This is a genomic window from Citrobacter sp. Cu233 (genome assembly GCF_030332225.1).
GTDB lineage: Bacteria > Pseudomonadota > Gammaproteobacteria > Enterobacterales > Enterobacteriaceae > Citrobacter.
Window position 1 is genome coordinate 105898 of the sequence record NZ_JAOWIF010000035.1, and the last position, 24476, is coordinate 130373.

Genomic DNA, 24476 nt, shown 5'->3' on the forward strand with positions numbered 1-24476 from the left:
AAAAGGAGCCATTTCGGCTCCTTTTCTGAAGAAGGGAATTTACCCGCCCAGATAAGCGCTGCGCACCGCTTCGTTCGCCAGCAATGCATCACCGGTATCTTCCAACACCACGTGACCGTTTTCCAGCACGTAGCCACGGTCAGCGAGTTTCAGTGCCTGGTTGGCGTTTTGTTCGACGAGGAAAATCGTCATCCCCTGCTCGCGCAATTGCTCAATGGTGTTAAAGATCTGCTGGATAATGATCGGTGCCAGCCCCAGAGACGGCTCATCAAGCAGCAACAAACGCGGCTGGCTCATCAAAGCCCGGCCAATCGCCAGCATCTGCTGCTCACCACCAGACATGGTTCCCGCACGCTGGATACGACGCTCATGCAGACGTGGGAACAGGTCGTATACCCATTGGATACGCTCCTGAAACTGGTCACGCTCGGCAAAAAAGCCCCCCATCGCCAGGTTCTCTTCTACCGTCATACGGGAAAATACGCGACGCCCTTCCGGGACAATCGCCACCGCTTCACGCATGATTTTTGCCGTCTGCCAGTCGGTAATATCTTTACCATCAAAGACAATACGCCCACTTGTTGCCCGAGGATCGCCGCACAGCGTTCCGAGTAGCGTGGTTTTCCCCGCACCGTTGGCACCGATAAGCGTCACGATTTCACCCTGATTGATGTACAAGCTGACATCGTGCAGTGCCTGGATCTTGCCGTAGTGGGCGTTGACGTTGTCAAAAGACAACATGACTTTTTCCATCTTATGCCTCACCACCATTATGCTTCACCTAAATAGGCGCGGATCACGTCCGGGTTGTTACGAATCTGCTCCGGTGTCCCGTTCGCCAGCGGCGTCCCCTGGTTCACCACGTAAATACGGTCTGAAATGCCCATCACCAGCTTCATGTCGTGTTCAATCAGCAAAATGGTGGTGTTGTGATGGTTGCGCAGTTCGGCAATCAGCTCATCCAGCTCTTTGGTTTCTTTCGGGTTAAGACCCGCAGCAGGTTCATCGAGCATCAGAATTTCCGGCTGAGTGACCATGCAACGGATAATCTCAAGACGGCGCTGGTCACCATAGGCCAGGTTGCTCGCCTGCCGGTTAGCATGCTGCAGCAGACCGATACGATCAAGCCAGGTGGCAGCGCGGTCCAGCGCTTCATCCTGCGCGCGGCGAAAAGCCGGGGTTTTTAGCAGCCCGGAGAAAACCCCTGCTTTCAGTTGCTGATGCTGCGCCACCAGCAGGTTTTCAATCACTGTCATTTCGCGAAACAGACGCACATGCTGGAAGGTACGCACCACGCCCATACGCGCAATTTGCTGGCCCGGCAGCCCTTCAAGGTGCTGGTCGCGCAACTTTATCGTCCCACCGGTCGGCTTATAAAACCCGGTCAGGCAGTTGAAGACCGTGGTTTTCCCCGCGCCGTTCGGGCCAATCAGAGAGACAATCTCTTTTTTATGCAAATCCAAAGACACATTGTTGACTGCCAGCAGGCCGCCAAAACGCATCATCAGGCCGCTAACCGATAATAATGGCTGACTCATGCCTGCTCTCCTTTTGCTTCCCCGTTTTTCAGCTTCAACTGTGGACGGGTCATCGGCAGCAAGCCCTGCGGACGCCAGATCATCATCAGCACCATCAAACCACCCAGCATTAACATGCTGTATTCATTGAAATCACGCATCAGTTCACGTGAGACCACCAGCAGGATGGCCGCCAGGATCACCGCAAACTGCGATCCCATCCCCCCCAGCACGACAATCGCCAGCACAAAGGCCGACTCGGCAAAGGTGAAAGATTCCGGACTGACAAAACCCTGGCGCGCGGCAAACAGCGTTCCGGCAAAACCGGCAAACGCAGCGCTGATGGTAAAGGCAGTCAGCTTGATGCGCGTAGGGTTTAAGCCCAGTGAACGACAGGCAATTTCATCTTCACGCAGCGCTTCCCATGCACGGCCCAGCGGCATACGCAACAGGCGGTTGATGACAAACAGCGAGAAGACCACCAGCAGCAGTGCCACCAGGTAGAGGAAAATCACACGGTCAGAGGGATCGTATTTCACACCAAAGAAGTTGCTGAAGGTATCCCAGCCGCCTTCACGGGCGCTACGGCTGAATTCCAGACCGAAAAAGGTGGGTTTAGGGATCTGGCTGATACCGTTCGGGCCACCGGTGACTTCAGTATTATTGAGCAACAGGATGCGCACAATTTCGCCAAAGCCTAAGGTCACTATTGCCAGGTAGTCGCCGCGCAGACGCAGAACCGGGAAGCCAAGCAGGAAACCTGCCGCCGCCGATACCAGTCCCGCCAGCGGCAAACAGGTCCAGAAACCAAGACCGTAATAGTGGTTCAGCAGCGCAAAGGTATACGCCCCAATGGCATAGAAGCCGCCGTAGCCCAGCACCAGCAAGCCGGAAAGGCCGACCACCACGTTTAAGCCGAGGCCGAGGATGATATAAATCATCGTCAGCGTAGCGATATCCACCGTGCCGCGCGACACCATAAATGGCCATGCAACAGCAATGACCAGCAGCGCCACCAGGAACAGCTTCTGTTTAACGGTTGAGCCATCAATCGCCGGCAGAATGAACTTCGGTCCGGAGACGCTCTTCAGGCTCTTCTGGAAAACCGGACGCAGCAGTTGGAAAAGAAAGACCACGCCAGTACCGATGAACACCCACTGCCAGCGGATATCCGCAGCGGTATCCACCACCAGCTTCGTGCCATCCAGTTCCAGTTGAACGCCCATGAAGACGCCCGCCAGGATGAAAAACATGACCGCTGAAAGCAGCGCCATTGCAAAATGCATCGGTTTCATACTTTCTCTACCTCCGGGCGACCCAGAATACCGGTCGGCATTACCAGCAGCACCAGAATCAGCAGTGCGAATGACACCACATCTTTGTATTCCGTACTCAGATAAGCAGAGGAGAGCGCTTCCGCCACGCCCAGAATCAGGCCGCCGATCATCGCCCCAGGAATGCTACCGATACCGCCAAGAACCGCCGCGGTAAAGGCTTTCATTCCGGCCATAAAGCCAATATAGGGGTTAATTACACCGTAGAACTGTCCAAGCAATACACCTGCTACCGCCGCCATTGCTGCGCCAATCACAAAAGTCAGCGCGATCACGCGGTCAGTGTTAATACCGAGCAGGCTGGCCATTTTCAGGTCTTCCGCGCAGGCTCGACAGGCGCGTCCCATACGCGAATAGCGGATAAACAGCGTCAGCGCCAGCATCGCAAGGAAGGTCACAATCCAGATAACCAACTGCATGGTGGTGATAGACGCAGAGAAGTTTTCACTGCTGCCGACAGTCCACTGACCGTTAAACAGGCTAGGCAGCGCCACATCGCGTGAGCCTTCCGTCAGACTGACGTAGTTTTGCAGGAAGATAGACATCCCGATGGCGGAAATCAGCGCAATCAGCCGCTTGGAGCTGCGTACGGGCCGATATGCCACACGTTCAATGCTCCAGCCGTAGGCGCTGGCAATCACAATGGCACCGACGAATCCCGCGGCAACCAGCAGCCAGCTGGAATCAATACCCATCATCATTAGCGCAGCAATGATCATAAAGGAGACATAACTGCCGATCATATACACCTCGCCATGGGCGAAGTTGATCATGCCGATAATGCCGTACACCATCGTGTAGCCAATGGCGATCAGCGCGTAGGTGCTTCCCAGCGTGACGCCGTTAAACATCTGCTGCAAGAAATAGAGGAACTGCTCGGACATAAGGTAACCTTTTTAAACCCGCCCGTTTTGCACGGGCGGTGGGATAACGCGTCTTCAGGTATTACTTCGCGACAGTCGATGAACCATCCGCGTGCCACTGGAAGACACCAAACTCAAATCCCTTCAAATCGCCTTTTTCGTCCCATTTCAGCGGCCCAATCACGGTATCAGCCCCGTGTGCTTTAAGATCTTTCACCAGGTCCAACGGCTCTTTGCTGCCGCTACGATCCATCGCTGTCGCCAGTGACTGAACGGCTGCGTAGGTGATCCATACGTAAGGTCCGGTAGGATCTTTCTTGTCAGCGTTGAGCGCATCAACGATAGCTTTGTTAGCCGGGTCCTGGTCATAGCGTTTTGGCATGGTAACCAACATGCCTTCAGCGGCATCACCGGCAATGTTAGACAGTGAGGCATTTCCCACGCCCTCTGGCCCCATAAACTGCGTCTTCAGGCCAACTGATCGCGCCTGACGCAGCATTTGCCCCATTTCCGGGTAGTAGCCACCGTAATAAACGAAGTCGATATTTTCTTTTTTCAGGCGGGCGATCAGCGCAGAAAAATCTTTCTCCCCGGCGGTGATCCCATCAAAGAAGACGATGTTGGCTTTACCTGCTTTCAGGCTGTCCTGCACCGAACGCGCCAGGCCTTCACCGTACTGCTGTTTGTCATGAATGATGGCGATACGCTGTGGCTTCACCTTCTCCAGAATGTATTTTGCGGCAGTCGGCCCCTGAGAGGAGTCCAGACCCGCGGTGCGCATGATGTGCGCATAACCACGCTGCGTCAGTTCCGGGTTAGTCGCTCCCGGAGAAATCATCAGAATGCCTTCGTCTTCGTAAATATCTGATGCCGGTTGAGTCGACGATGAGCACAGATGTCCTATCACATACTGAATGCCGTCGTTGACGATTTTGTTCGCGACGGCAACGGCCTGTTTTGGATCGCAGGCGTCGTCATATTCCACGGCTACCAGCTTGTCGCCTTTGATCCCACCTTTGGCATTGATATCTTTAATCGCCTGACGTGCACCATTAAATTCCATATCGCCCCACTGCGCGACCGGACCTGACATCGCGCCAACAACAGCGACCTTGATATCCTCCGCCATGACAGCGTGCGACATTGTCAGTGCTATCACCCCTGCGATGATTGTTTTCGCATTCCGTTTCATTACCTGAATCCCCATTCGTGATGATGTAACACTTCATCCTTCAAGCTGCCTCGGTGTTGGCTACGTGCGTTCACATTGATGCACCTTGAATGACTGTGTGTATTTATTTTGTATTTATGTGGTTAAAAAGCAGGCTATGCTTTTTTGAACTGTACTATTTTTACCAGTCTCATTAATGGTTTAGCACAGTCTTTTAAGCAAAATCAGGCTAAAATCTCTATATTTCAGTCTATTAAGAAAAGATAATATTCTGCTTTTCACTATAGATAAACAAAAAAAAGTGCATTTGTCAGCATAAAATAACGGTACAAAGAGCCGAATAAAATGCTGCATTCCAGGGTATTATTCTGCCTGTTTTTCAATCTTTGCTGTTTCAAACTGCCATTGCTGTTGCCACAAAACGATTAACCTGGTTAATCGCATAAAAAAGAGAAAGCGTCCGGGTGAATTATTTCGGTACACTGATTCCATCTTTTGTGATTTGGACATGCTGTAAATGAAGCTGACCATCGTTCGTTTAGAAAACTTTAGTGCTCAGGATCTCATCGATCTTGGCAAAATCTGGCCGGAATATTCCGCCTCGTCATTAAGCGTAGATGAAACGCACCGGATCTATGCCGCACGCTTTAACGAGCGCCTGCTTGGCGCAGTACGCGTCACCCTGAGCGGTACGCAAGGTGCACTGGATTCCTTACGTGTGCGCGATATCACCCGTCGCCGCGGCGTTGGACAGTATTTGGTTGAAGAAACTCTCCGCGAAAACCCGGACGTAAGTTCATGGTGGATGGCGGATGTTGGTGTTGAAGACCGCAGCGTGATGGCGGCGTTTATGCAGGCGTTAGGATTTACGGCCCAGGAGAATGGCTGGGAGAAGCGCTAAAAGAAAGCCGGGAGGCGCTGACGCTACCCGGCCAACAAAGTGCTCGTTGTAGGCCCGGTAAGCAAAGCGCCACCGGGCAGTTACTCACTTAGCATCTGTAGCTGTGCCGTTAGCATGCCAATCAAACACGCCAAATTCGAAGCCTTTCAGGTCGCCTTTCGCATCCCATGACAGCGGCCCCATTACGGTTTCCACTGAGTTTGCTTTCAGGTATTTGGCAATTTCAGCCGGATCGTCAGACTGGTTCAGACCGGCCTGCAAAGACTGCAGCGCGGCGTAGGTGGTCCATACGAATGCGCCGCTCGGATCCTGTTTCTTGGCTTTAATAGCATCCACAATCGGTTTGTTCGCCGGCACCTGGTCGTAGTTCTTCGGCTTAGTCACCAGCAAGCCTTCTGCCGATTCACCCGCAATGTTAGACAGCGACACGTTCGCGACCCCTTCAGGTCCCATAAACTGGGTTTTCAGACCCGCAGCGCGTGCCTGGCGCAGGATCTGCCCCATTTCCGGGTGGTAACCGCCGTAGTAAACAAAGTCGATGTTCTCTTTCTTCAGACGTGCCACCAGCGTAGAGAAGTCTTTCTCACCGGCGGTGATCCCGTCGAAGAACACCACGTCAGCGTTGGCTTTCTTGAGGTTGTCCTGCACGGAGCGCGCCAGGCCTTCGCCGTACTGCTGTTTGTCGTGAACGATAGCAATGCGTTTCGGTTTCACTTTTTCAACGATATATTTGGCGGCCGTTGGGCCCTGATCGGAATCCAGACCGGTGGTACGCATCACCAGTTTATAGCCGCGCGCGGTCAGTTCCGGTGCCGTTGCCGCAGGGGTGATCATCAGAATACCTTCGTCTTCATAGATATCTGATGCAGGTTGAGTGGACGATGAGCACAGGTGGCCGATAACGTATTTAATCCCGTCGTTGACCACTTTGTTAGCAACCGCTACCGCTTGCTTCGGGTCACAGGCATCGTCATATTTCACCATAACCAGTTTGTCACCTTTCACACCGCCCCTGGCGTTGATATCTGCAATGGCCTGTTCTGCGCCAGTAAATTCCTGATCGCCATACTGCGCCACCGGGCCGGACATCGCGCCGACGACGGCAACTTTAATATCCTTAGCAAAGGCCATATTGCTCAAAGACAGGGCGATACATCCTGCCAATAACGCTTTACCCTTCATATTCATCCTGACAATCCCCATTATTGTGGTTATTACGTGTGTTGTGATGTTGTTGCTCAGCACTTTATATCGATTATTGGATAGCCACCCGTGCTTTAGCAGCATACTCTGCTAAAACATACCCGATTTTTATTATTTTGGAATAGCTAAATTTGACATGCAGATAACAACTTGATGACAAAAAGCATAAACGTCAGGAGAGAAGAGGAGAGATAAAAACAAAAAACCCCGGATTTGCATCCAGGGTTTCTCACATGTCCAGATTGACTGGAAGGTTACGCTTCGATTGCGGCGCGCAGTTTTTTCATCGCGTTCTTTTCAAGCTGACGAACACGTTCAGCGGAAACGCCGTAGCGATCGGCCAGTTCCTGCAACGTAGACTTGTTGTCTTCGTCCAGCCAGCGGGCGCGGATAATATCCTGGCTACGCTCGTCCAGACCTTCCATTGCGTGAGTCAGCTTGTTCGCGGCCTGATCTTCCCAGTTATCCTCTTCAATGCCATCAGCAAAGTTGGAGGATTTATCCTGCAGATACAGAACCGGAGCCATCGGCTGGCTGTCGGACTCGTCGTCCGAAGACATGTCAAACGTCATGTCCTGCGCCGTCATACGGGATTCCATTTCACGCACGTCTTTGCTGGAAACCCCCAGCTCGCGGGCAACCATTTCCACTTCATCCTGATTAAACCAGCCCAGACGCTGCTTGGTTTTACGCAGGTTAAAGAACAGCTTGCGCTGTGCTTTGGTGGTCGCGACTTTCACGATACGCCAGTTTCGTAGAACGTATTCGTGGATCTCAGCCTTGATCCAATGCACGGCGAAAGAAACCAGGCGTACACCCACTTCCGGGTTGAAACGACGCACGGCTTTCATCAGGCCGATATTACCTTCCTGAATCAGATCCGCCTGCGGCAGGCCATAGCCCGCGTAGTTACGAGCAACATGAACAACAAAGCGCAGGTGAGACAGGATCAGCGTTTTAGCTGCTTCCAGATCGCCCTGGTAATGCAGCTTTTCAGCAAGTAGCCGCTCCTCGTCAGCCGACAACATCGGCCACGCGTTCGCAGCCCGGATGTAAGACTCCAGGTTACCAACAGGGGCTAAAGCTAAATTTTGCATTTCTTTGGTCATTCAAATCCTCTCAATCTTTGTCATCTGGCGTTGGTAAAAACCAAAAGCAACAACCATGCCAGAGCTTATGAGCAACGAGAATATCATTCAATCTTTTATCAGACAGTGATTTTATCCACAAGTTCCATGTCGTAATGTGTATAAATTACGCACAAAATGTGACATCACGATGAATGCGCCGGGAAGAGAAAACAGGGCTCTTTCCCTGCAGAGCGAACTACTCAGTGCAGGGAAAGATTATACCAGAGATTTTTTAATCGGGGGTAAAGTGGCGTAAATGTTGAACCGTGGCAAGCCAGGCTGCCACCCAGCCAATCATTGAGCATACCAGTAGGAGTAGCAGGCACTCATCGAATGATAAGCCATTGATATCAAATTTTGTTCCGAAAATTTGCGCCACTTCTGTAACCGCTGACGACAGCCGCATCACCAAAATTTCTGACAAAATCAGTGAAAGAAATGCGCCAGAAAAACCGAGCAGTGCGCCACCGTAGAGGAACGGGCGCAGGATAAATCCATCCGTTGCACCAATCAGTTTCTGCACGTTAATGGTATCGCGACGCGCAAAAATGCTCAGACGCACACTGTTACCGATGACCAGGAAGACCGCCGCGACCATCAGCACGCCAATCATCGCTGACACACGACCGACCAGGCCCGTTAACGCAGCAAGTCGCGCAAACCAGCTGTCATCCATGCGTACTTCATCAATACCGTTGATTTGTGCAATACGATCGCGCAGCGTGTTCAGTGATTCCGTGCCCTGAAAATCCAGTTTCGGAATAACCACCGCCACGGCTGGAAGTGGGTTCTCTTCCAGCATATCCAGCGCACCGCCAAAGCCGGACCAGTTACGGAATTCGCCCAGCGCATCGTCACGGGAGAGGTAATTCACTTTCTCCACGCCCTGCTCGGCCTGTAACTGCCCCACCACACGTGCCGCTGCATCATCATCCAGCGTTTTTTGCAGATATACGGTGATCTGCGGGGACGGGTAATACTGGCTTGCCGCCTGGTTCACGTTCTTGTAGACCATGTAACAAACACTTGGCAACGTCAGTGAGATAGCAATAACCATCACCGTCAGGAACGTCGCCAACGGTTTACTTTTCAGGTCCTGCAACGCCCCCTGGAACGCATAGCGCACTTGCTCGTTAAAGACGTTGGTTTTACGTGAGTTCGGTTTTGGCGACGCTTTCGCGCGCTTCGGCGCGTTCCGCCCACCATCACCCGGCGCACCGCCCGATTTACGGAAACGATCCAGTCGTCCACCGAACTGTTTGATTTGATTGATAGCGTCGCGTCTATTCATTCACCAGGCCTCCATGCAGGTGTCCGTCACTCAGGACAAGCTGCCGATAAGAACGACGGGAGATCAGCCCAATATCGTGCGTCGCCATTAATACCGTTACCCCGACGCGATTAAACTCTTCGAACAGACGCAGGATCCCTTCTGATAGTGCATCGTCAAGGTTCCCCGTCGGTTCATCCGCCAGCAGTACTGCAGGCTTGTTCACCACCGCGCGGGCGATGCCCACACGCTGCTGTTCACCGCCGGAGAGTTGAATCGGGAAGTTCTTCGCTTTGTCCAACAGTCCGACCTTATCCAGTGCCGCCGACACGCGGCGACGAATATCGTCACCGCTGGCACCCGCAATGATCAGTGGGATTGCCACATTGTCGAAGACGGTTCTGTCCATCAACAGGTGGTGATCCTGAAAAATCATGCCGATCTGGCGACGCAGAAACGGCACTTCACGGTTTTTCAAACGGCTGATGTCGTGCCCGCTGAAGTAGATCTTCCCGGCACTGGGCCGTTCAATTCCACAGATCAGCTTCAGCAGGGTACTTTTACCCGCGCCGGAGTGGCCGGTCAGAAACGCCATCTCGCCAGGCTGCATATGGAATGTGACTCCTTGCAGCGCTTGTCTCCCACCGAGATAGGCCTTGCTGACATGTTCAAAGCGAATCATTGTTAATCCTCTCGGGCAAAAAGTGCCTCTATAAAATCGCCCGCTTTAAACGGACGTAAATCCTCGATACGTTCGCCCACACCGATATAGCGGATAGGGATGCCAAACTGATCGGCAACCGAGAAAATGACCCCGCCTTTCGCCGTTCCGTCCAGCTTGGTCAGGGTGATACCGGTTAAACCCACCGCTTCATGGAACAGTTTGGCCTGGCTTATCGCATTCTGCCCGGTACTGGCATCGATAGTCAGCATAACTTCATGCGGTGCATCAACGTCCAGCTTCTTCATCACACGAACGATTTTTTTCAATTCTTCCATCAGGTGCGATTTGTTCTGCAAGCGACCCGCGGTATCAGCAATCAGTACGTCTACGTTTCGCGCCTTCGCCGCCTGAATAGCGTCAAAGATAACGGAGGCAGAATCCGCACCGGTGTGCTGAGCAATGACCGGAATATTGTTACGCTGACCCCAGACCTGCAACTGCTCTACTGCCGCTGCACGGAAGGTATCGCCCGCTGCCAGCATCACTGATTTACCCTGCTGCTCAAACTGACGCGCCAGCTTGCCAATGGTGGTGGTTTTACCCACGCCGTTAACGCCAACCATTAAGATAACAAATGGCGTTTTACCCTCAACATTCAGCGGTTCATCAACTTTAGCCAGAATCTCGCCCATCTCATCTTTCAGCAGGCCGTACAACGCTTCTGCATCTTTGAGCTGCTTGCGGCTGGCGCCTTCTGTCAGATTTGCAATGATCTTGCGGGTTGTTTCTACGCCCACATCGGCGATCAGCAGTTGCTCTTCCAATTCTTCAAACAGATCATCGTCGATCTTTTTACCGCGGAACAGACTGATAAATCCGGAACCGAGGTTTTCTTTTGTTTTCAGAAGGCTACGTTTCAGGCGCGCAAAGAAACCTTCTTTCGTCGGTTTTTCCTGCTCCTGCACAGCGTCTTCTACTACGGCCTCTTCTGCTGCTGACGTGTCTTCAGCAGGCTCAACAATCGCGGCATCTTCAGCAATTTCGTCCACCGCTTCAGCTGCCAGCGCCTGTGCTTCCAGCTCTTCATCCGTTAGCTGTGGCTCGTTTTCAGCTTCTTCTTCAACTGCCTCAACAATTTCAACGGTTTCCGCTTCAGCCTGCCACTCTTCTGGTGAAACGTCTTCGGCTTTAACCTCTTCCGGCAGCGGTAATTCTTCGTGTTCGGTCACTGCCGCGGGTACCGGTGTTTCCACGATTGATTCAACAACCGGTTCAACGTTCGGTTGCTGTTGCTGAGCAACAGGTTCTTCTTCAGGCTGCAGTTTTTCAATTTCCGCAACCTGTTCAGTGACTTCCACGACTTCGGCAGCAAAGGCTTCCGTTTCCGCCTCGCTATGCGTTTCCTGCGCGCGTGACGGCTCATCAACGACGGTAGCTTCTTCAGTAACCGGTTGTTGCTCTTCGTTTTTTAGTTCTGTCTCGTTTTCCGGTGCCTGCTCTTTTTGACCAAAGCCCAGCCAGGAAAAAAAGCCACGTTTTTTCTCTTTCGCCATTTGCGACTACACTCCCCCGCTGTTGCTTCATGGCACAGCGTCAACGCTATGTACATAGCAGCTAAAAAAATGATGAAATAGTCTATCACTTATACCCAATGAATTTCGAGTTACGTCAAGGCGGCAAGCGTACGAATCCCGATGAGCTTACTTTAGTAAGTGATTCGGGTGAGTAAGTGCAGCCAACGAAGAGGTAACTTGAAAGGCGACGGGTTAACTTAACTCACATCACCGCCTGGAATGACATGCTATAGGCGGATTGAGCAATAATAGAAATGAAAAAACCGAATCACTCAGGCAGCGGTCAGATCCGCATTATTGGCGGACAATGGCGAGGCCGTAAACTCCCGGTTCCGGACAGTCCGGGTCTACGCCCAACGACCGACCGTGTGCGCGAAACGCTGTTTAACTGGTTGGCCCCGGTGATGGTCGATGCCCGTTGCCTTGATTGCTTTGCCGGAAGCGGCGCGTTGGGTCTGGAAGCACTCTCCCGCTATGCGGCAGATGCCACGCTTCTGGAGATGGATCGCGCGGTTTCGCAGCAGTTACAAAAAAATCTTGCCACGCTGAAGGCAACACATGCCCGTGTTATCAACACCAACACCCTGACGTTTTTAGCCCAGACGGGTACACCGCATAACGTGGTGTTTGTTGATCCACCGTTTCGCAAAGGATTACTGGAAGAAACATTAACACTTCTGGAAACTCGTGGCTGGCTGGCAAACGAAGCGTATATTTACGTTGAAAGCGAAGTCGAAAACGGCCTGCCTGCGGTTCCGGTTAACTGGTCGTTGTACCGCGAAAAAGTGGCAGGGCAGGTTGCTTATCGCCTGTATCAACGTGAAGCACAAGGAGAGCAACATGCTGATTAATCTGGGACGTCTGTTAATGCTGTGTGTCTGGGCATTCCTGCTACTGAATATTTTCCAACCGTTCCCACGTCCGCTCAATATCTTCGTCAATGTGGCGCTGGTGTTTATGGTGCTGATGCACGGCATGCAGTTGGCGCTGCTGAAATCAACCATGCCGAAAGATGGCCCACAAATGACCCGCGGCGAGAAAATCCGTATTTTCCTGTTTGGCGTATTTGAACTGCTGGTCTGGCAGAAGAAGATTAAGAACCAGTTGAAGAAATAATTGTGCTCACTTTGCCCGGTATCGCGTAGCGCGCCGGGACGACACAACCTGTAAGCCGCCATCCGGCATCAGCCAAATGAAACCTTAACGTTCAGCCGTAAAATCAACAAAACGCGAACCCTTATAGCTCAGTGTGCCTTTGTCGCCAACCGTTAACGCATGATACTGCTGGGCATCAAGACGAAACGTCTGCTCCAGGCCGCCGCTTTGCGGTCTGAAGCTGGCTTCATAGCGCATACTGGTGCCCGCTGGCGTAACGTCCTGTTGACGTGAACGCCGGTCATTTAGCGGCTTTTCTCGCTTATTACTCACCACCACCCTTTTTTGTACCAACGGTGCAGCATCATTTTCCGCTTTTTCCCGCCGCTGCTGGACAAAGCGAAACGACGCGGCAATAACGATTAAGACAATGATCACAATAAAAAAAAGGGGTGGCTTACTCATATTATTAACCCATCAGAAAATGCGGAAATAAGCATACCTTGCCTGTTATGGTGTTGTCATCTGGCGGTATCGGACTCTACACTGGTCAATAGAGCCGTAAGCACCCCGCTTACGAAAAAATAACGAATTCAAGGAACTAAGATGCTTTGGTCGTTTATCGCTGTTTGTCTTTCCGCATGGTTATTCGTGGATGCTTCCTATCGTGGGCCCGTCTGGCAACGCTGGGTCTTTAAACCCCTGACGTTATTGCTCCTGCTGCTGCTGGCCTGGCAGGCGCCAATGTTTAACGCTATCAGCTATCTGGTACTGGCCGGCTTGCTTGCCTCGCTGCTGGGTGATGCGTTGACGCTATTGCCACGTCAACGTCTGTTGTACGCCATTGGCGCGTTTTTCCTGTCACACCTGCTGTATACCATTTACTTCGCCAGCCAAATGACGCTGTCGTTCTTCTGGCCTTTACCGCTGGTGCTGCTGGTGTTAGGTGCGTTGCTGATCGCCGTGATCTGGACACGTCTGGAAGAACTGCGTATCGCCATATGTACCTTTGTCGGTATTACTCTGATGATGGTCTGGATGGCAGGTGAACTGTGGTTCTTCCGCCCGACGGCTCCGGCGCTGTCAGCATTTTTGGGGGCCTCATTACTGTTCATTGGCAACTTTGTCTGGCTGGGGAGCCATTACCGTTACCGCTTCCGCGCGGATAACGCGATTGCTGCTGCTTGCTACTTCGCCGGGCATTTCCTGATTGTTCGTTCACTGTATCTTTAAAAACCCTTGACTCTGGAGTCGACTCCAGAGTGTATCCTCCGGTTAATACGAAATGATTATCGACCGGAGGATGCCATGTCGACACCAGAGGCCAATGGCAAAAAAGCCCCACAGTTTTCTTCATTCAAGCTCACGCCTGCACCGCAGAAAGCTGATGACTGCTGCTGTGAAGGCAGTTGCTCAACCCCACCCCCCGTTTCTGCAACCGTAATAGGTACTCGCTATTCCTGGAAAGTCGCAGGCATGGATTGTGCGGCCTGTGCGCGTAAAGTCGAAAATGCGGTCCGCCAGGTCAGCGGCGTTAACCAGGTTCAGGTTTTGTTCGCTACCGAAAAGCTGGTGGTGGATGCCGGTTCCGATATCCGCCAGCAAATTGAAAGCGCAGTGCAGAAGGCCGGCTACACCCTGCGTGATGAGCAGGCGCCAGAAGAAGCTCCCGAATCACGGTTTAAAGAAAATCTGCCACTGATTTCATTGATTATCATGATGGCCATCAGTTGGGGACTGGAGCAGTTCAATCACCCCTTCGGCCAGATAGCATTTATCGCCACCACACTGGTGGGTCTGTACCCCATTGCACGTCAGGCGCTGCGCCTGATGAAGACCGGTAGCTACTTTGCCATTGAAACGCTGATGAGCGTCGCCGCCATCGGGGCATTGTTTATCGGTGCAACGGCGGAAGCGGCCATGGTACTATTGTTGTTTTTAATTGGTGAGCGCCTGGAAGGATGGGCTGCCAGCCGTGCCCGCAAAGGGGTCAGTGCGCTAATGGCGCTGAAGCCGGAAACCGCCACGCGCCTGCGTAACGGCGAGCGTGAAGAGGTTGCCATTAACGCCCTCCAGCCAGGCGACATCATTGAAGTTGCCGCCGGAGGACGTTTACCCGCCGACGCTAAACTGGTTTCTGGTTTTGCCAGCTTTGATGAAAGTGCATTGACGGGTGAATCTATTCCTGTTGAGCGGGCATTGGGCGAAAAAGTCCCGGCAGGTGCCACCAGCGTAGACCGCCTGGTCACTCTCGAAGTTCTCTCTGAGCCAGGTGCCAGCGCGATTGACCGGATTTTGAAACTGATTGAAGAGGCCGAAGAGCGTCGCGCCCCTATTGAGCGTTTTATTGATCGCTTCAGCCGGATTTATACCCCGGCCATCATGGCGATTGCCTTGCTGGTCACGCTCGTACCGCCGCTGCTGTTTGCCGCTTCCTGGCAGGAATGGATTTATAAAGGACTAACGCTGCTGCTGATCGGTTGCCCGTGCGCACTGGTTATTTCAACCCCTGCCGCAATCACTTCCGGATTAGCCGCAGCGGCGCGTCGCGGGGCGCTCATCAAAGGCGGTGCCGCACTGGAACAGTTGGGCAGAGTCACACAGGTCGCGTTTGATAAAACCGGCACCCTGACCGTCGGTAAACCGCGCGTCACGGCTATTCATCCGGCAAGTGGGGTAGACGAAGCCGAACTGCTGGCGCTGGCGGCTGCAGTTGAACAAGGCGCAACGCATCCACTGGCCCAGGCCATTGTCCGTGAAGCACAAACGCGTGAACTGAGTATTCCGCTGGCGACAGAACAGCGTGCGCTGGTCGGTTCAGGGATTGAAGCACAGGTAAACGGCGAACGCGTACTGATTTGCGCGGCGGGCAAACAGCCTGCAGAAGCCTTTGCCGGGCAGATAAGCGAACTGGAAAGCGCAGGCCAAACCGTGGTGCTGGTCCTGCGTAACGATGCCGTACTCGGCGTACTGGCCTTACAGGACACACTACGCGACGATGCCCGCACCGCCATCAACGAGCTGAATCAGCTCGGTGTGAAAGGGGTGATCCTGACCGGCGACAATCCCCGTGCGGCAGCCGCTATTGCCGCTGAACTGGGGCTTGAATTCAAAGCGGGGCTATTACCGGAAGACAAGGTACGGGCCGTGACCCAGCTCAACCAACTGTCACCGCTGGCGATGGTTGGCGATGGGATCAACGACGCACCGGCAATGAAAGCCGCCACCATCGGCATTGCCATGGGTAGCGGAACCGATGTTGCACTGGAAACCGCCGATGCTGCCCTGACACATAACCGTCTTCGTGGTCTGGTGCAAATGATCCAACTGGCGCGCGCAACCCACGCCAATATTCGACAAAATATTGCGATTGCGTTGGGTCTGAAAGGGATTTTCCTGGTTACCACGCTGCTGGGGATAACCGGATTGTGGCTGGCAGTACTGGCAGATACGGGGGCAACGGTGCTGGTGACCGCCAACGCGCTACGCTTATTACGTAAAGGATAATGTGTGTGCCGGATGCGGCGTTGCCTTATCCGGCCTACAGGTAACACAGTCTTTGTCGCCCGGATAAGCGCTAGCGCCATCCGGCATGACAAGATTACTGGCCTTTGCGCACCAGATAGCGGTATGGCAAAGAGTCGGTCTCTTTTGCCACCAGCTCATGCTCCATAAAAGTACAGAAGCCGGGAATATCGCGGGTTGTCGCCGGATCGTCTGCAACAATCAGCAGCGTCTCACCGGCCTGCATGCCGCGCACGGTTTTACGCACCATCATGACGGGTTCCGGGCAGCGCAGCCCCTGCGCATCAAGAGTATGGTCGGGAGAAGTAAACAGATCGCTCATCGTAGTCTCATTCATACAAAAACGGCGTTATTTTACGCTCTGTTGTGGCGTAAGCCAATCAGGTTAACGATTGCGTGAAAAACAACCATTGCAATGTGTTTTTAAAGCAGTATCATGCGACGGTTTTTTATTGGGTTCCCTCACCCCATCCAACAAAAAGGTCACAATATGACTCCGTTTACACAAAATCAGCGCGTAAAAGCGTTGTTCTGGCTATCGCTATTTCATCTGCTGGTGATCACCTCCAGCAACTATCTGGTGCAGCTTCCGATCTCCATCTTTGGTTTTCATACCACCTGGGGCGCGTTTAGCTTTCCGTTTATTTTCCTCGCCACCGATCTGACCGTGCGTATCTTTGGCGCACCGCTGGCAAGACGTATCATCTTTGCCGTGATGGTTCCTGCGTTGCTGATCTCGTATGGCGTGTCTTCACTGTTCTATATGGGCTCCTGGCAAGGTTTTGATGCACTGCTGCACTTTAATCTGTTTGTCGCCCGTATCGCCGCCGCCAGTTTTATGGCTTACGCACTAGGACAAATTCTGGATGTGCACGTCTTTAACCGCCTGCGTCAGAACCGTCGCTGGTGGCTCGCGCCTACGGCCTCAACGCTGTTTGGCAACATCAGCGATACGCTGGCATTCTTCTTTATCGCCTTCTGGCGCAGCCCGGATGCCTTTATGGCCGAGCACTGGATGGAAATCGCGCTTGTCGATTACTGTTTCAAAGTGCTGATCAGTATTATTTTCTTCCTGCCAATGTATGGCGTGTTGCTGAATATGTTGCTGAAAAGACTGGCAGATAAATCTGAAATCTCTGCATTGCAGACGAGTTAAAGGTTCATTTTCCGAGTTGTGATAAGATGGACGAATGAGCCGTTATGGCCGTTTATCGAAAGGAAGAAGTCAATGCGCAATCTGGTTAAATATGTCGGTATTGGCCTGCTGGTTATGGGGCTTGCGGCCTGTGATAATAGCGATACAAAAGCGCCAGCCGAAGGTGCTGCTGCAGAAAGTAACGCAGCCGGACAACCGGTCAGCCTGCTGGACGGCAAACTCAGTTTTTCCCTGCCGGCAGACATGACCGATCAGAGCGGCAAGCTGGGCACTCAGGCCAACAACATGCACGTTTATTCTGATGCAACGGGCCAGAAAGCGGTGATTGTGATTGTCGGCGACGATACCAGTGAAGACCTGACCGTGCTTGCAAAACGCCTGGAAGACCAGCAGCGTAGCCGTGACCCGCAGCTGCAGGTGATCACTAACAAGTCAATTGAGCTGAAAGGCCACACGCTTCAGCAGTTAGATAGCATCATTTCAGCGAAAGGCCAGACTGCCTACTCCTCCGTGGTGTTGGGCAAAGTGGACAACCAACTGCTGACGCTGCAAATCACGCTGCCTGCTGACGATCAGCAGAAAGCACAGACAACGGCAGAAAACATCATTAACACGCTGGTTATCCAGTAATCGTTAAGACGATGATACGGCCTCCGCAGATTCCTCCGGGGGCCGTTTTTTTAACCTCCAGGTCAGCAATAACGCCACCGCCACCAGCCCTGCGGCCGCCAGATAGATAACCGGTACACCCGCCCATGTCATCACCAGTCCCGCCAAAGGCCCGGTGACACCCAGCGACAAATCCATAAATACCGTATAGGTTGCCAGTGCCGCGCCCTGATTCTGCTGCGGGACCGCTTTTACCGCTACCACACCCAGCGCCGGGAAGACCAGCGAGAACCCTGCGCCGGCCAGCAGAACGCCAATTTTCGCCATCCACGGCATGGAAGCCATGCCCACCAACAGCAACCCAACAATTTCGACGCTAAAGCAGATCATCGCGACATTCAGCCCGCCTAACCGGTTGATGCCATTTGGGAATAGCAGACGAGTACCGACAAACGTGCAGCTAAATAGCGTCAGCGCAAATGCCGCGCCGTCCCAGCCTTTCGCGTCGTAAAACAGGGTAATAAACGTGGCAATCACCCCAAAGCCGGCAGAGGCCAACGCCAGTGCCATACCGTACAGCCAAACCCGCCCAAGCACCGCGCGAAACGGTAACGGCTTGCCCTTGCCGGCCTTCACTGCCGGACGCGGAAGCGCCAGCAATATTGCCAGCAGCGCCACGGCCATCACGGTCAACGCCAGTCCCTGTAAGCCACCCCAGGCGTAACACAGCACCCCCAACGGCGCACCGATCGCCATCGCCCCATAGGTGACGATACCGTTCCATGAAATCACCCGTCCAATGTGCATTGAGCCAACCACCCCAACGCCCCACAATGTAGAGCCGGTCCCGGCAAAACTTTGCCCGATACCCAGAATCACGCGCCCCAGGCACAGCAGTAATAAACTGGCCAGCGGCCAACCATGAGAGCTCCCTGCCAGCAAATAGCCCAGACCACTCAAAAAACAGCCGCACAGCCCAAATACCACAATCTTCTTCGGCCCCAGTAAATCGGCATATCGACCGGCATGAGGGCGGCTCAACAACGTCGCGAAGTATTGCAGGCTGATAACCAGCCCGGCCCAGAAGGCGCTAAAGCCCATCACATCATGGACATAGCCAGGCAAAACCGCGAGCGGCAGGCCGATGGTCAGATAGCTGGCGAAGTTAAACATCACCACGGAGACAATGCGCAGATTGAGGCGCAATCCGCTTAGCGTCGGTTCAGCGACGGGTTCGGGCATGGAGGGTCACCACATATTCACAACAGTGTTTCATTTCTACCATGTTGCAGCCCAGAAATCAGTAACCAGATTAGGAATATCGGCAGCAAGCCAGCCGCTACACTTAATGCAAAAATGCACACAGGAAGAAGACATGACAACCATCCAGCCTGACAAAACAGGTTTGCACATTTTGCTTAAACTGGCCGCGCTGGTGGTGATCCTCGCGGGTATACACGCCGCAGCCGATATTCTTGTGCAGCTACTGCTGGCCCTGTTTTTCGCCATTGTGTTGAACCCCCTGGTCACCTGGTTTATTCGTCGGGGAATCCGTCGCCCGGTTGCCATTACGCTGGTGGTCGTCGTGATGCTCATCGTCCTTACCGCGCTGGTGGGTGTCCTGGCGTCGTCGATCACAGAATTCATGGCCATGCTGCCCAAGTACAATAAGGAGCTGACGCGCAAAGTCCTGTATCTGCAAGAGATGGTGCCCTTTCTGAATTTGCATATGTCGCCAGAGCGCATCCTGCAACGTATCGATTCCGACAAACTCATGACCTTCACGACCACGCTGATGACCAGCCTTTCCGGTGCGATGGCAAGTGTCGTTTTGCTGGTGATGACGGTGGTCTTTATGCTGTTTGAGGTACGTCACGTCCCCTATAAAATGCGCTTTGCGCTGAACAATCCGCAGATCCATATTGCGGGGCTGCATCGGGCATTAAAGGGCGTATCTCACTATCTGGCACTGAAAACGTTGCTCAGCTTATGGACTGGCGCCATCGTCTGGCTGGGGTTGGCGCTAATGGGCATTCAGTTTGCTCTGATGTGGGGCGTACTGGCCTTCCTGCTCAATTATGTGCCCAATATAGGCTCGGTTATTTCCGCCGTGCCGCCGATGATTCAGGCGTTGCTGTTCAATGGCCTTTACGAATGCGTGCTGGTCGGCGCGCTGTTTTTGGTGGTGCATATGGTAATTGGCAATATCCTTGAGCCGCGTATGATGGGGCATCGCCTGGGATTGTCGACGCTGATAGTTTTCCTCTCCCTGCTGGTATGGGGATGGCTGCTCGGTCCCGTGGGTATGTTGCTCTCCGTACCGTTAACCAGCGTGTGTAAAATCTGGATGGAAACCACCACCGGTGGCAGCAAACTGGCCATTTTGCTTGGTCCCGGCAGACCCAAAAGTCGGCTACCCTGAAAAACTACCAACCGAGGTAGTTCTTACACGACCATTAAACTGGTATAAGCGTAGATATATATGCTGATTTGCCATAAATAAGATAATGAAAATAAGTTCATTATCTTATTTAAGCAAACACATTAATTTCATGAATTAAATATATAAAACAATAATTTTCAAAAATCATTTAACTCAAACTAACCCTCTATATTTAAAGGTCATTTCCATTGATATCGTTTGCCAGACAACCTATACTTATCATCGACGATGGTGACGCAGACTTACCGTTGCAGAAAGTCATAGAATATTATAATCAATTAACTCTATCATCTTGCTATCAACCTTGTGAAATAGACCATAAATTTAGCTTAAATAAAATCACAGGTGATGCAGGGTGATCATTATTTCGCAACTTATTATTAAACACGTATAAACAGTACCTTGAGAGGGAGTTTTAATGAAACAGTATATTAAGTGGTTTGCGGCCATTGCCGTTGTCGGTGCGCTGGCGGGATGTGCACGTACTGCACCGATCGATCAAGTTCACACCAGCGTGAGCGCGGGGCACACTCAGGATCAGGTTAAAACCGCGATTCTGAAAGCGGGCATTCAACGCCAATGGGTCATGTCTGAAGCAGGTCCTGGAGTCATTAAAGCACGCCAACAAACCCGCGATCATGTGGCTGAAGTCCGTATCACTTATACCGCCACCAGCTATGACATTAAATACGACAGCAGCCTTAACCTGCAGGCTTCTGGTGGAAAAATTCATAAAAACTACAACCGCTGGGTACGCAATCTGGATAAAGACATCCAGCTCAATCTGTCAGCCGGTGCCAATCTGTAATTACGCCTAAAGTCGGGCCGAAAAGGCCCGATACTCTTACTTTCTGCCATTTAACAGGTTGTCCCCACATGTACGAACAGGATTCGCTTAGCGCACTGGATGCCATTACTGAAGCACAACGTATCGCATTTGCCCCTATGCTTTTTCAAACCGCGTTGTGTCTGCGAAATGCGGGAGTACTCACCTGGCTGGACAAGCAAGGTAAACGCGGCGCCACGCTCGACGAAATTACCGAGAACAGCACCATCAACGAATATGCCGCCAGCATCCTGTTGGATATGGGGTTAAGTGGGCGAATCATTACCCACAAAGAAGGATATTATTACCTCGCTAAAGTCGGCCACTTCCTTTTACATGACACGATGACGCGTGTGAATATGGATTTCACCCAGGATGTTTGTTATCAGGGACTGTTCTATCTGGAGAATGCGCTGAAAGAAGGAAAACCCGCTGGATTAAAAATTTTTGGCGACTGGCCAACAATCTATCCTGCACTGTCGCAATTACCACTGGCTGCGCGTGAAAGTTGGTTCGCTTTCGATCATTACTATTCAGATGGCGCATTTGATGCCGCATTGCCATATGTATTCGCCAGCGCCCCTGCAACCCTGTACGATGTCGGCGGAAATACCGGGAAATGGGCATTACGTTGTTGTCAACATGATGACAATATTGCAGTCACTCTATTAGATTTGCCGCAACAAATTGCACTTGCCCGCGAAAATATCGAAAATGCGGGATTATCCCATCGCATAAATTTCCATGCTGTGGATATGCTTAGCGACTCGCCTTTACCCGCAGAGGCAGATATCTGGTGGATGAGCCAATTTCTGGACTGTTTTTCCCCGGAACAAATTATCGCCATACTGAGCAACATTGCTCGGGTGATGAAACCGGGCGCGAAGCTGTGCATTATGGAACTGTTTTGGGATGCCCAAAAATTTGAAGCGGCCTCATTTAGCCTGAATGCGTCTTCGCTTTATTTTACCTGTATGGCGAATGGCAACAGCCGCTTCTACAGCGTTGAGAAGTTTTATCACTATCTGAAGCAGGCAGGTTTTCAGGTAGATGAACGCCACGACAACTTAGGTGTTGGGCATACTTTATTGATATGTCAGAAGAAAAAATAAGAAACAATCGGAACAACCGATTTACCGCGGATACGCGTTGATGAAATTTGCACTCAACATTATCGACTGGCAGGCCAAGGCGCCAGGATTAAGCGAAACAGAACAGTGGCATGAATGGTCACGGTTTTCGCACGCCATCGATCCCACCGCGCCATTGGCTAAACTCAGCGAGTTACCGATGATGACGGCTCGCCGCCTCAGCTCCGGTAGCAAACTGGCCGTCGATTGCGGGCTGGCGATGTTACGCCGTCATGATATCGATGCCGTGTTATACACCAGCCGCCATGGTGAACTGGAGCGTAACTACAGGATCCTGCACGCCCTTGCGACTGAGCAGGCACTCTCACCGACCGATTTTGCCCTCTCTGTGCATAACTCTGCTGTGGGAAACCTGACCATCGCCGCGAAAAAACCGATTGTCTCCTCCTCGCTTTCTGCTGGCAGGGATACGTTCCAGCAGGGGCTATGCGAAGTCATGGGGCTGTTGCAGGCGGGATATCAGCGCGTATTGATGGTCGATTTTGACGGTTTTCTGCCCGAGTTTTATCATCCACAGTTGCCGCCTGATATGCCGACATGGCCGTTTGCCGTCGCGCTGGTTATTGAATCCGGTGATCGCTGGCAATGCGAAACCCGTCCATACCGCGCGCAAGGTGAGACGCCATTGCCACAAAGCCTGTTGTTTTTACAACATTATTTGCAAGATACCGAGGCGTTTACCCTACCAGGCGAACGCGTACAGTGGCAGTGGAGTCAGGGATGAATACGATGATCCTGCGGCTTAATTGGGTATGGCGACTGGTGATGACCGGTTTTTGCTTTGCCCTGTTTGGCCTCGGCGGACTACTCCTTTCTACGATCTGGTTTAACGTATTGCTCATCGCAGTATGGGATAAAGCCCGACGTCGGCGTATCGCCAGACGCAGCATTGCTGCCAGTTTTCGCCTCTTTTTAACGGTGGCAAAGCGACTTGGCGTGCTGGATTACCAGATTGAAGGACGAGACATTTTACGCAACGAACAAGGGTGCCTGGTCGTCGCCAATCACCCGACGCTCATCGACTACGTGCTACTGGCTTCGGTCATGCCAGAAACCGACTGTCTGGTGAAAAGCGCATTACTAAAAAACCCGTTTCTCGGCGGCGTAGTCCGGGCAGCAGATTATCTGATTAACAGTCAGGCTGATGCGCTGTTACCCGCGTGCCAGCAACGTCTGGAACAAGGCGACACCATTTTAATTTTCCCCGAGGGAACCCGTACACGCCCCGGAGAGGAAATGACGTTACAGCGTGGTGCGGCGAATATCGCCGTACGCTGCAGCAGCGATTTACGCATCGTAACCATAAACTGCAGCGAACAAATGCTGGATAAAGAAAGCAAATGGTACGACGTCCCATTGATAAAGCCCATGTTTACCATTTCAGTACATGAGCGGGTTAAGATCGACCAATTTTACGACGCAAATTCACAAGAACCGGCGCTGGCAGCAAGGCAGTTGAACCGGCATCTTTTGCTTCAATTACAACCAGGTACTTTACCTTCTTCAGGAATTAATGATGCAAGCGCTTTATCTTGAAATCAAAAATCTCATTATAACGACATTGAATCTCGACGAACTGACAGCTGACGATATTGATACCGAAGCGGCACTCTTTGGCGATGGCTTAGGTCTGGACTCAATCGACGCCCTGGAGCTGGGTCTGGCGGTGAAAAACGAGTATGGCGTGGTCCTCTCAGCAGAGAGCGAAGAAATGCGTCAGCACTTCTTCTCCGTCGCCACACTGGCATCGTTCATTCACGCGCAACGTGCCTGAGGATAGTCCGTTATGACCGAACAAAAAGCCATTTACGAAGAAGTCTCCTCACTGCTGGTCAAGCTGTTTGAAGTCGACCCGCAGGACATTAAGCCTGAGGCGCGCCTGTACGAAGATCTGGAACTCGACAGCATCGACGCCGTCGACATGATCGTGCATCTGCAAAAGAAAACCGGTAAGAAAATCAAGCCGGAAGAGTTCAAAGCAGTACGCACCGTACAAGATGTCGTCGACGCGGTAGAACGTCTTCTCAAAGAAGCGTAATTCACC

At 52.3% G+C, this 24476-nt stretch carries 27 protein-coding genes; 14 read left to right on the forward strand and 13 right to left on the reverse strand.

The window, feature by feature from the left end; genetic code table 11:
* Nucleotides 1–39: 39 nt before the first annotated feature.
* The 5 genes from livF to livK form a co-directional block, all read right to left on the reverse strand.
* On the reverse strand, nt 40–753 hold the full coding sequence (gene livF, locus OGX95_RS14040) for a high-affinity branched-chain amino acid ABC transporter ATP-binding protein LivF (protein ID WP_271441318.1): 714 nt from the start codon (nt 751–753) through the stop codon (nt 40–42).
* 17 nt (nt 754–770) lie between these two features.
* On the reverse strand, nt 771–1538 hold the full coding sequence (livG, locus tag OGX95_RS14045) for a high-affinity branched-chain amino acid ABC transporter ATP-binding protein LivG (protein ID WP_286629866.1): 768 nt from the start codon (nt 1536–1538) through the stop codon (nt 771–773).
* On the reverse strand, nt 1535–2812 hold the full coding sequence (gene livM, locus OGX95_RS14050; protein WP_137381969.1) for a branched chain amino acid ABC transporter permease LivM: 1278 nt from the start codon (nt 2810–2812) through the stop codon (nt 1535–1537). Before livM ends, livG begins: the two co-directional genes overlap by 4 nt.
* The gene (gene livH / locus OGX95_RS14055) at nt 2809–3735 is read right to left on the reverse strand and encodes a high-affinity branched-chain amino acid ABC transporter permease LivH (protein WP_003023435.1); all 927 of its coding nucleotides are present in this window, start codon (nt 3733–3735) and stop codon (nt 2809–2811) included. Before livH ends, livM begins: the two co-directional genes overlap by 4 nt.
* A gap of 61 nt (nt 3736–3796) precedes the next feature.
* Nucleotides 3797–4906, reverse strand: a complete 1110-nt coding sequence (gene livK / locus OGX95_RS14060) for a high-affinity branched-chain amino acid ABC transporter substrate-binding protein LivK (RefSeq protein ID WP_286629867.1) — start codon at nt 4904–4906, stop codon at nt 3797–3799.
* Nucleotides 4907–5402: 496 nt separating this feature from the next.
* Here livK and panM point away from each other — a divergent pair, with 496 nt between their 5' ends.
* Nucleotides 5403–5786, forward strand: coding sequence for an aspartate 1-decarboxylase autocleavage activator PanM (gene panM, locus OGX95_RS14065; RefSeq protein WP_005121587.1), 384 nt, complete (start codon nt 5403–5405; stop codon nt 5784–5786).
* Between the two features lie 84 nt (nt 5787–5870).
* Here the strand turns inward: panM and OGX95_RS14070 are convergent, their stop codons facing one another.
* The 5 genes from OGX95_RS14070 to ftsY all read right to left on the reverse strand — a co-directional run bounded on the left by OGX95_RS14070 (nt 5871) and on the right by ftsY (nt 11606).
* The gene (locus OGX95_RS14070; protein WP_286629868.1) at nt 5871–6974 is read right to left on the reverse strand and encodes a branched-chain amino acid ABC transporter substrate-binding protein; all 1104 of its coding nucleotides are present in this window, start codon (nt 6972–6974) and stop codon (nt 5871–5873) included.
* A gap of 269 nt (nt 6975–7243) precedes the next feature.
* Complete coding sequence (rpoH, locus tag OGX95_RS14075; protein ID WP_286629869.1) at nt 7244–8098, reverse strand: RNA polymerase sigma factor RpoH; 855 nt, start codon at nt 8096–8098, stop codon at nt 7244–7246.
* 253 nt (nt 8099–8351) lie between these two features.
* Nucleotides 8352–9410 (reverse strand): permease-like cell division protein FtsX, encoded by a 1059-nt coding sequence (gene ftsX, locus OGX95_RS14080; protein WP_286629870.1) that lies wholly within the window; start codon nt 9408–9410, stop codon nt 8352–8354.
* A complete protein-coding gene (gene ftsE / locus OGX95_RS14085; protein WP_137381973.1) occupies nt 9403–10071 on the reverse strand; it encodes a cell division ATP-binding protein FtsE in 669 nt (222 codons plus the stop codon). Before ftsE ends, ftsX begins: the two co-directional genes overlap by 8 nt.
* A gap of 2 nt (nt 10072–10073) precedes the next feature.
* Complete coding sequence (ftsY, locus tag OGX95_RS14090) at nt 10074–11606, reverse strand: signal recognition particle-docking protein FtsY (protein WP_286629871.1); 1533 nt, start codon at nt 11604–11606, stop codon at nt 10074–10076.
* A gap of 275 nt (nt 11607–11881) precedes the next feature.
* On the opposite strand from ftsY, the gene rsmD reads away from it, so the two are divergent.
* Nucleotides 11882–12478, forward strand: coding sequence for a 16S rRNA (guanine(966)-N(2))-methyltransferase (rsmD, locus tag OGX95_RS14095; RefSeq protein ID WP_271455556.1), 597 nt, complete (start codon nt 11882–11884; stop codon nt 12476–12478).
* Nucleotides 12468–12743, forward strand: coding sequence for a DUF1145 family protein (locus OGX95_RS14100; protein ID WP_286629873.1), 276 nt, complete (start codon nt 12468–12470; stop codon nt 12741–12743). Before rsmD ends, OGX95_RS14100 begins: the two co-directional genes overlap by 11 nt.
* Nucleotides 12744–12827: 84 nt before the next feature.
* Here OGX95_RS14100 and OGX95_RS14105 read toward each other — a convergent pair whose 3' ends face one another.
* Nucleotides 12828–13187, reverse strand: a complete 360-nt coding sequence (locus tag OGX95_RS14105) for a DUF2500 domain-containing protein (protein ID WP_286629874.1) — start codon at nt 13185–13187, stop codon at nt 12828–12830.
* 141 nt (nt 13188–13328) lie between these two features.
* Here OGX95_RS14105 and OGX95_RS14110 point away from each other — a divergent pair, with 141 nt between their 5' ends.
* Together OGX95_RS14110 and zntA are read left to right on the forward strand one after the other, a co-directional pair.
* Entirely contained in the window at nt 13329–13955 is a 627-nt protein-coding gene (locus OGX95_RS14110) for a lysoplasmalogenase (RefSeq protein WP_286629875.1), read from the forward strand.
* 75 nt (nt 13956–14030) lie between these two features.
* Nucleotides 14031–16229 (forward strand): Zn(II)/Cd(II)/Pb(II) translocating P-type ATPase ZntA, encoded by a 2199-nt coding sequence (zntA, locus tag OGX95_RS14115; protein ID WP_286629876.1) that lies wholly within the window; start codon nt 14031–14033, stop codon nt 16227–16229.
* A gap of 94 nt (nt 16230–16323) precedes the next feature.
* Here the strand turns inward: zntA and tusA are convergent, their stop codons facing one another.
* On the reverse strand, nt 16324–16569 hold the full coding sequence (gene tusA / locus OGX95_RS14120; protein WP_003827551.1) for a sulfurtransferase TusA: 246 nt from the start codon (nt 16567–16569) through the stop codon (nt 16324–16326).
* A 168-nt stretch (nt 16570–16737) separates the two neighbouring features.
* On the opposite strand from tusA, the gene OGX95_RS14125 reads away from it, so the two are divergent.
* The gene (locus tag OGX95_RS14125) at nt 16738–17403 is read left to right on the forward strand and encodes a 7-cyano-7-deazaguanine/7-aminomethyl-7-deazaguanine transporter (protein WP_005121575.1); all 666 of its coding nucleotides are present in this window, start codon (nt 16738–16740) and stop codon (nt 17401–17403) included.
* Nucleotides 17404–17475: 72 nt separating this feature from the next.
* Nucleotides 17476–18033, forward strand: coding sequence for a DcrB family lipoprotein (locus OGX95_RS14130; RefSeq protein ID WP_286629878.1), 558 nt, complete (start codon nt 17476–17478; stop codon nt 18031–18033).
* A 3-nt stretch (nt 18034–18036) separates the two neighbouring features.
* Here OGX95_RS14130 and OGX95_RS14135 read toward each other — a convergent pair whose 3' ends face one another.
* Nucleotides 18037–19254: an MFS transporter gene (locus tag OGX95_RS14135; RefSeq protein ID WP_286629880.1), complete on the reverse strand. Its 1218-nt coding sequence runs from the start codon at nt 19252–19254 to the stop codon at nt 18037–18039.
* 133 nt (nt 19255–19387) lie between these two features.
* Between OGX95_RS14135 and OGX95_RS14140 the strand changes: the two genes are divergently transcribed.
* The 7 genes from OGX95_RS14140 (at nt 19388) to OGX95_RS14170 (ending at nt 24470) form a co-directional block, all read left to right on the forward strand.
* Nucleotides 19388–20434, forward strand: coding sequence for an AI-2E family transporter (locus tag OGX95_RS14140; RefSeq protein WP_202037518.1), 1047 nt, complete (start codon nt 19388–19390; stop codon nt 20432–20434).
* A gap of 451 nt (nt 20435–20885) precedes the next feature.
* Nucleotides 20886–21263 (forward strand): hypothetical protein, encoded by a 378-nt coding sequence (locus tag OGX95_RS14145; protein WP_122973906.1) that lies wholly within the window; start codon nt 20886–20888, stop codon nt 21261–21263.
* A gap of 68 nt (nt 21264–21331) precedes the next feature.
* Nucleotides 21332–22393, forward strand: a complete 1062-nt coding sequence (locus OGX95_RS14150; protein ID WP_286629882.1) for a methyltransferase — start codon at nt 21332–21334, stop codon at nt 22391–22393.
* A 40-nt stretch (nt 22394–22433) separates the two neighbouring features.
* Nucleotides 22434–23156, forward strand: a complete 723-nt coding sequence (locus OGX95_RS14155; RefSeq protein WP_286629883.1) for a beta-ketoacyl synthase chain length factor — start codon at nt 22434–22436, stop codon at nt 23154–23156.
* Nucleotides 23153–23968: a lysophospholipid acyltransferase family protein gene (locus OGX95_RS14160; RefSeq protein ID WP_286629884.1), complete on the forward strand. Its 816-nt coding sequence runs from the start codon at nt 23153–23155 to the stop codon at nt 23966–23968. The genes OGX95_RS14155 and OGX95_RS14160 overlap by 4 nt, the downstream gene beginning before the upstream one ends.
* A complete protein-coding gene (locus OGX95_RS14165) occupies nt 23949–24206 on the forward strand; it encodes a phosphopantetheine-binding protein (protein ID WP_048213596.1) in 258 nt (85 codons plus the stop codon). Before OGX95_RS14160 ends, OGX95_RS14165 begins: the two co-directional genes overlap by 20 nt.
* A 12-nt stretch (nt 24207–24218) precedes the next feature.
* Complete coding sequence (locus OGX95_RS14170) at nt 24219–24470, forward strand: acyl carrier protein (protein WP_005121566.1); 252 nt, start codon at nt 24219–24221, stop codon at nt 24468–24470.
* Nucleotides 24471–24476 lie beyond the last annotated feature (6 nt).

Coding starts and splice junctions, on each gene's coding strand:
- OGX95_RS14130 (WP_286629878.1), top strand. CDS start 17,476: ATGCGCAATCTGGTTAAATATGTCGGTATTGGCCTGCTGGTTATGGGG.
- zntA (WP_286629876.1), top strand. CDS start 14,031: ATGTCGACACCAGAGGCCAATGGCAAAAAAGCCCCACAGTTTTCTTCA.
- rpoH (WP_286629869.1), bottom strand. CDS start 8,098: ATGACCAAAGAAATGCAAAATTTAGCTTTAGCCCCTGTTGGTAACCTG.
- ftsY (WP_286629871.1), bottom strand. CDS start 11,606: ATGGCGAAAGAGAAAAAACGTGGCTTTTTTTCCTGGCTGGGCTTTGGT.
- rsmD (WP_271455556.1), top strand. CDS start 11,882: ATGAAAAAACCGAATCACTCAGGCAGCGGTCAGATCCGCATTATTGGC.
- OGX95_RS14105 (WP_286629874.1), bottom strand. CDS start 13,187: ATGAGTAAGCCACCCCTTTTTTTTATTGTGATCATTGTCTTAATCGTT.
- OGX95_RS14140 (WP_202037518.1), top strand. CDS start 19,388: ATGACAACCATCCAGCCTGACAAAACAGGTTTGCACATTTTGCTTAAA.
- livF (WP_271441318.1), bottom strand. CDS start 753: ATGGAAAAAGTCATGTTGTCTTTTGACAACGTCAACGCCCACTACGGC.
- livG (WP_286629866.1), bottom strand. CDS start 1,538: ATGAGTCAGCCATTATTATCGGTTAGCGGCCTGATGATGCGTTTTGGC.
- OGX95_RS14155 (WP_286629883.1), top strand. CDS start 22,434: ATGAAATTTGCACTCAACATTATCGACTGGCAGGCCAAGGCGCCAGGA.
- OGX95_RS14165 (WP_048213596.1), top strand. CDS start 23,949: ATGCAAGCGCTTTATCTTGAAATCAAAAATCTCATTATAACGACATTG.
- OGX95_RS14135 (WP_286629880.1), bottom strand. CDS start 19,254: ATGCCCGAACCCGTCGCTGAACCGACGCTAAGCGGATTGCGCCTCAAT.
- OGX95_RS14070 (WP_286629868.1), bottom strand. CDS start 6,974: ATGAATATGAAGGGTAAAGCGTTATTGGCAGGATGTATCGCCCTGTCT.
- OGX95_RS14150 (WP_286629882.1), top strand. CDS start 21,332: ATGTACGAACAGGATTCGCTTAGCGCACTGGATGCCATTACTGAAGCA.
- OGX95_RS14100 (WP_286629873.1), top strand. CDS start 12,468: ATGCTGATTAATCTGGGACGTCTGTTAATGCTGTGTGTCTGGGCATTC.
- livK (WP_286629867.1), bottom strand. CDS start 4,906: ATGAAACGGAATGCGAAAACAATCATCGCAGGGGTGATAGCACTGACA.
- OGX95_RS14110 (WP_286629875.1), top strand. CDS start 13,329: ATGCTTTGGTCGTTTATCGCTGTTTGTCTTTCCGCATGGTTATTCGTG.
- OGX95_RS14160 (WP_286629884.1), top strand. CDS start 23,153: ATGAATACGATGATCCTGCGGCTTAATTGGGTATGGCGACTGGTGATG.
- ftsX (WP_286629870.1), bottom strand. CDS start 9,410: ATGAATAGACGCGACGCTATCAATCAAATCAAACAGTTCGGTGGACGA.
- OGX95_RS14170 (WP_005121566.1), top strand. CDS start 24,219: ATGACCGAACAAAAAGCCATTTACGAAGAAGTCTCCTCACTGCTGGTC.
- livM (WP_137381969.1), bottom strand. CDS start 2,812: ATGAAACCGATGCATTTTGCAATGGCGCTGCTTTCAGCGGTCATGTTT.
- ftsE (WP_137381973.1), bottom strand. CDS start 10,071: ATGATTCGCTTTGAACATGTCAGCAAGGCCTATCTCGGTGGGAGACAA.
- OGX95_RS14125 (WP_005121575.1), top strand. CDS start 16,738: ATGACTCCGTTTACACAAAATCAGCGCGTAAAAGCGTTGTTCTGGCTA.
- tusA (WP_003827551.1), bottom strand. CDS start 16,569: ATGAGCGATCTGTTTACTTCTCCCGACCATACTCTTGATGCGCAGGGG.
- livH (WP_003023435.1), bottom strand. CDS start 3,735: ATGTCCGAGCAGTTCCTCTATTTCTTGCAGCAGATGTTTAACGGCGTC.
- panM (WP_005121587.1), top strand. CDS start 5,403: ATGAAGCTGACCATCGTTCGTTTAGAAAACTTTAGTGCTCAGGATCTC.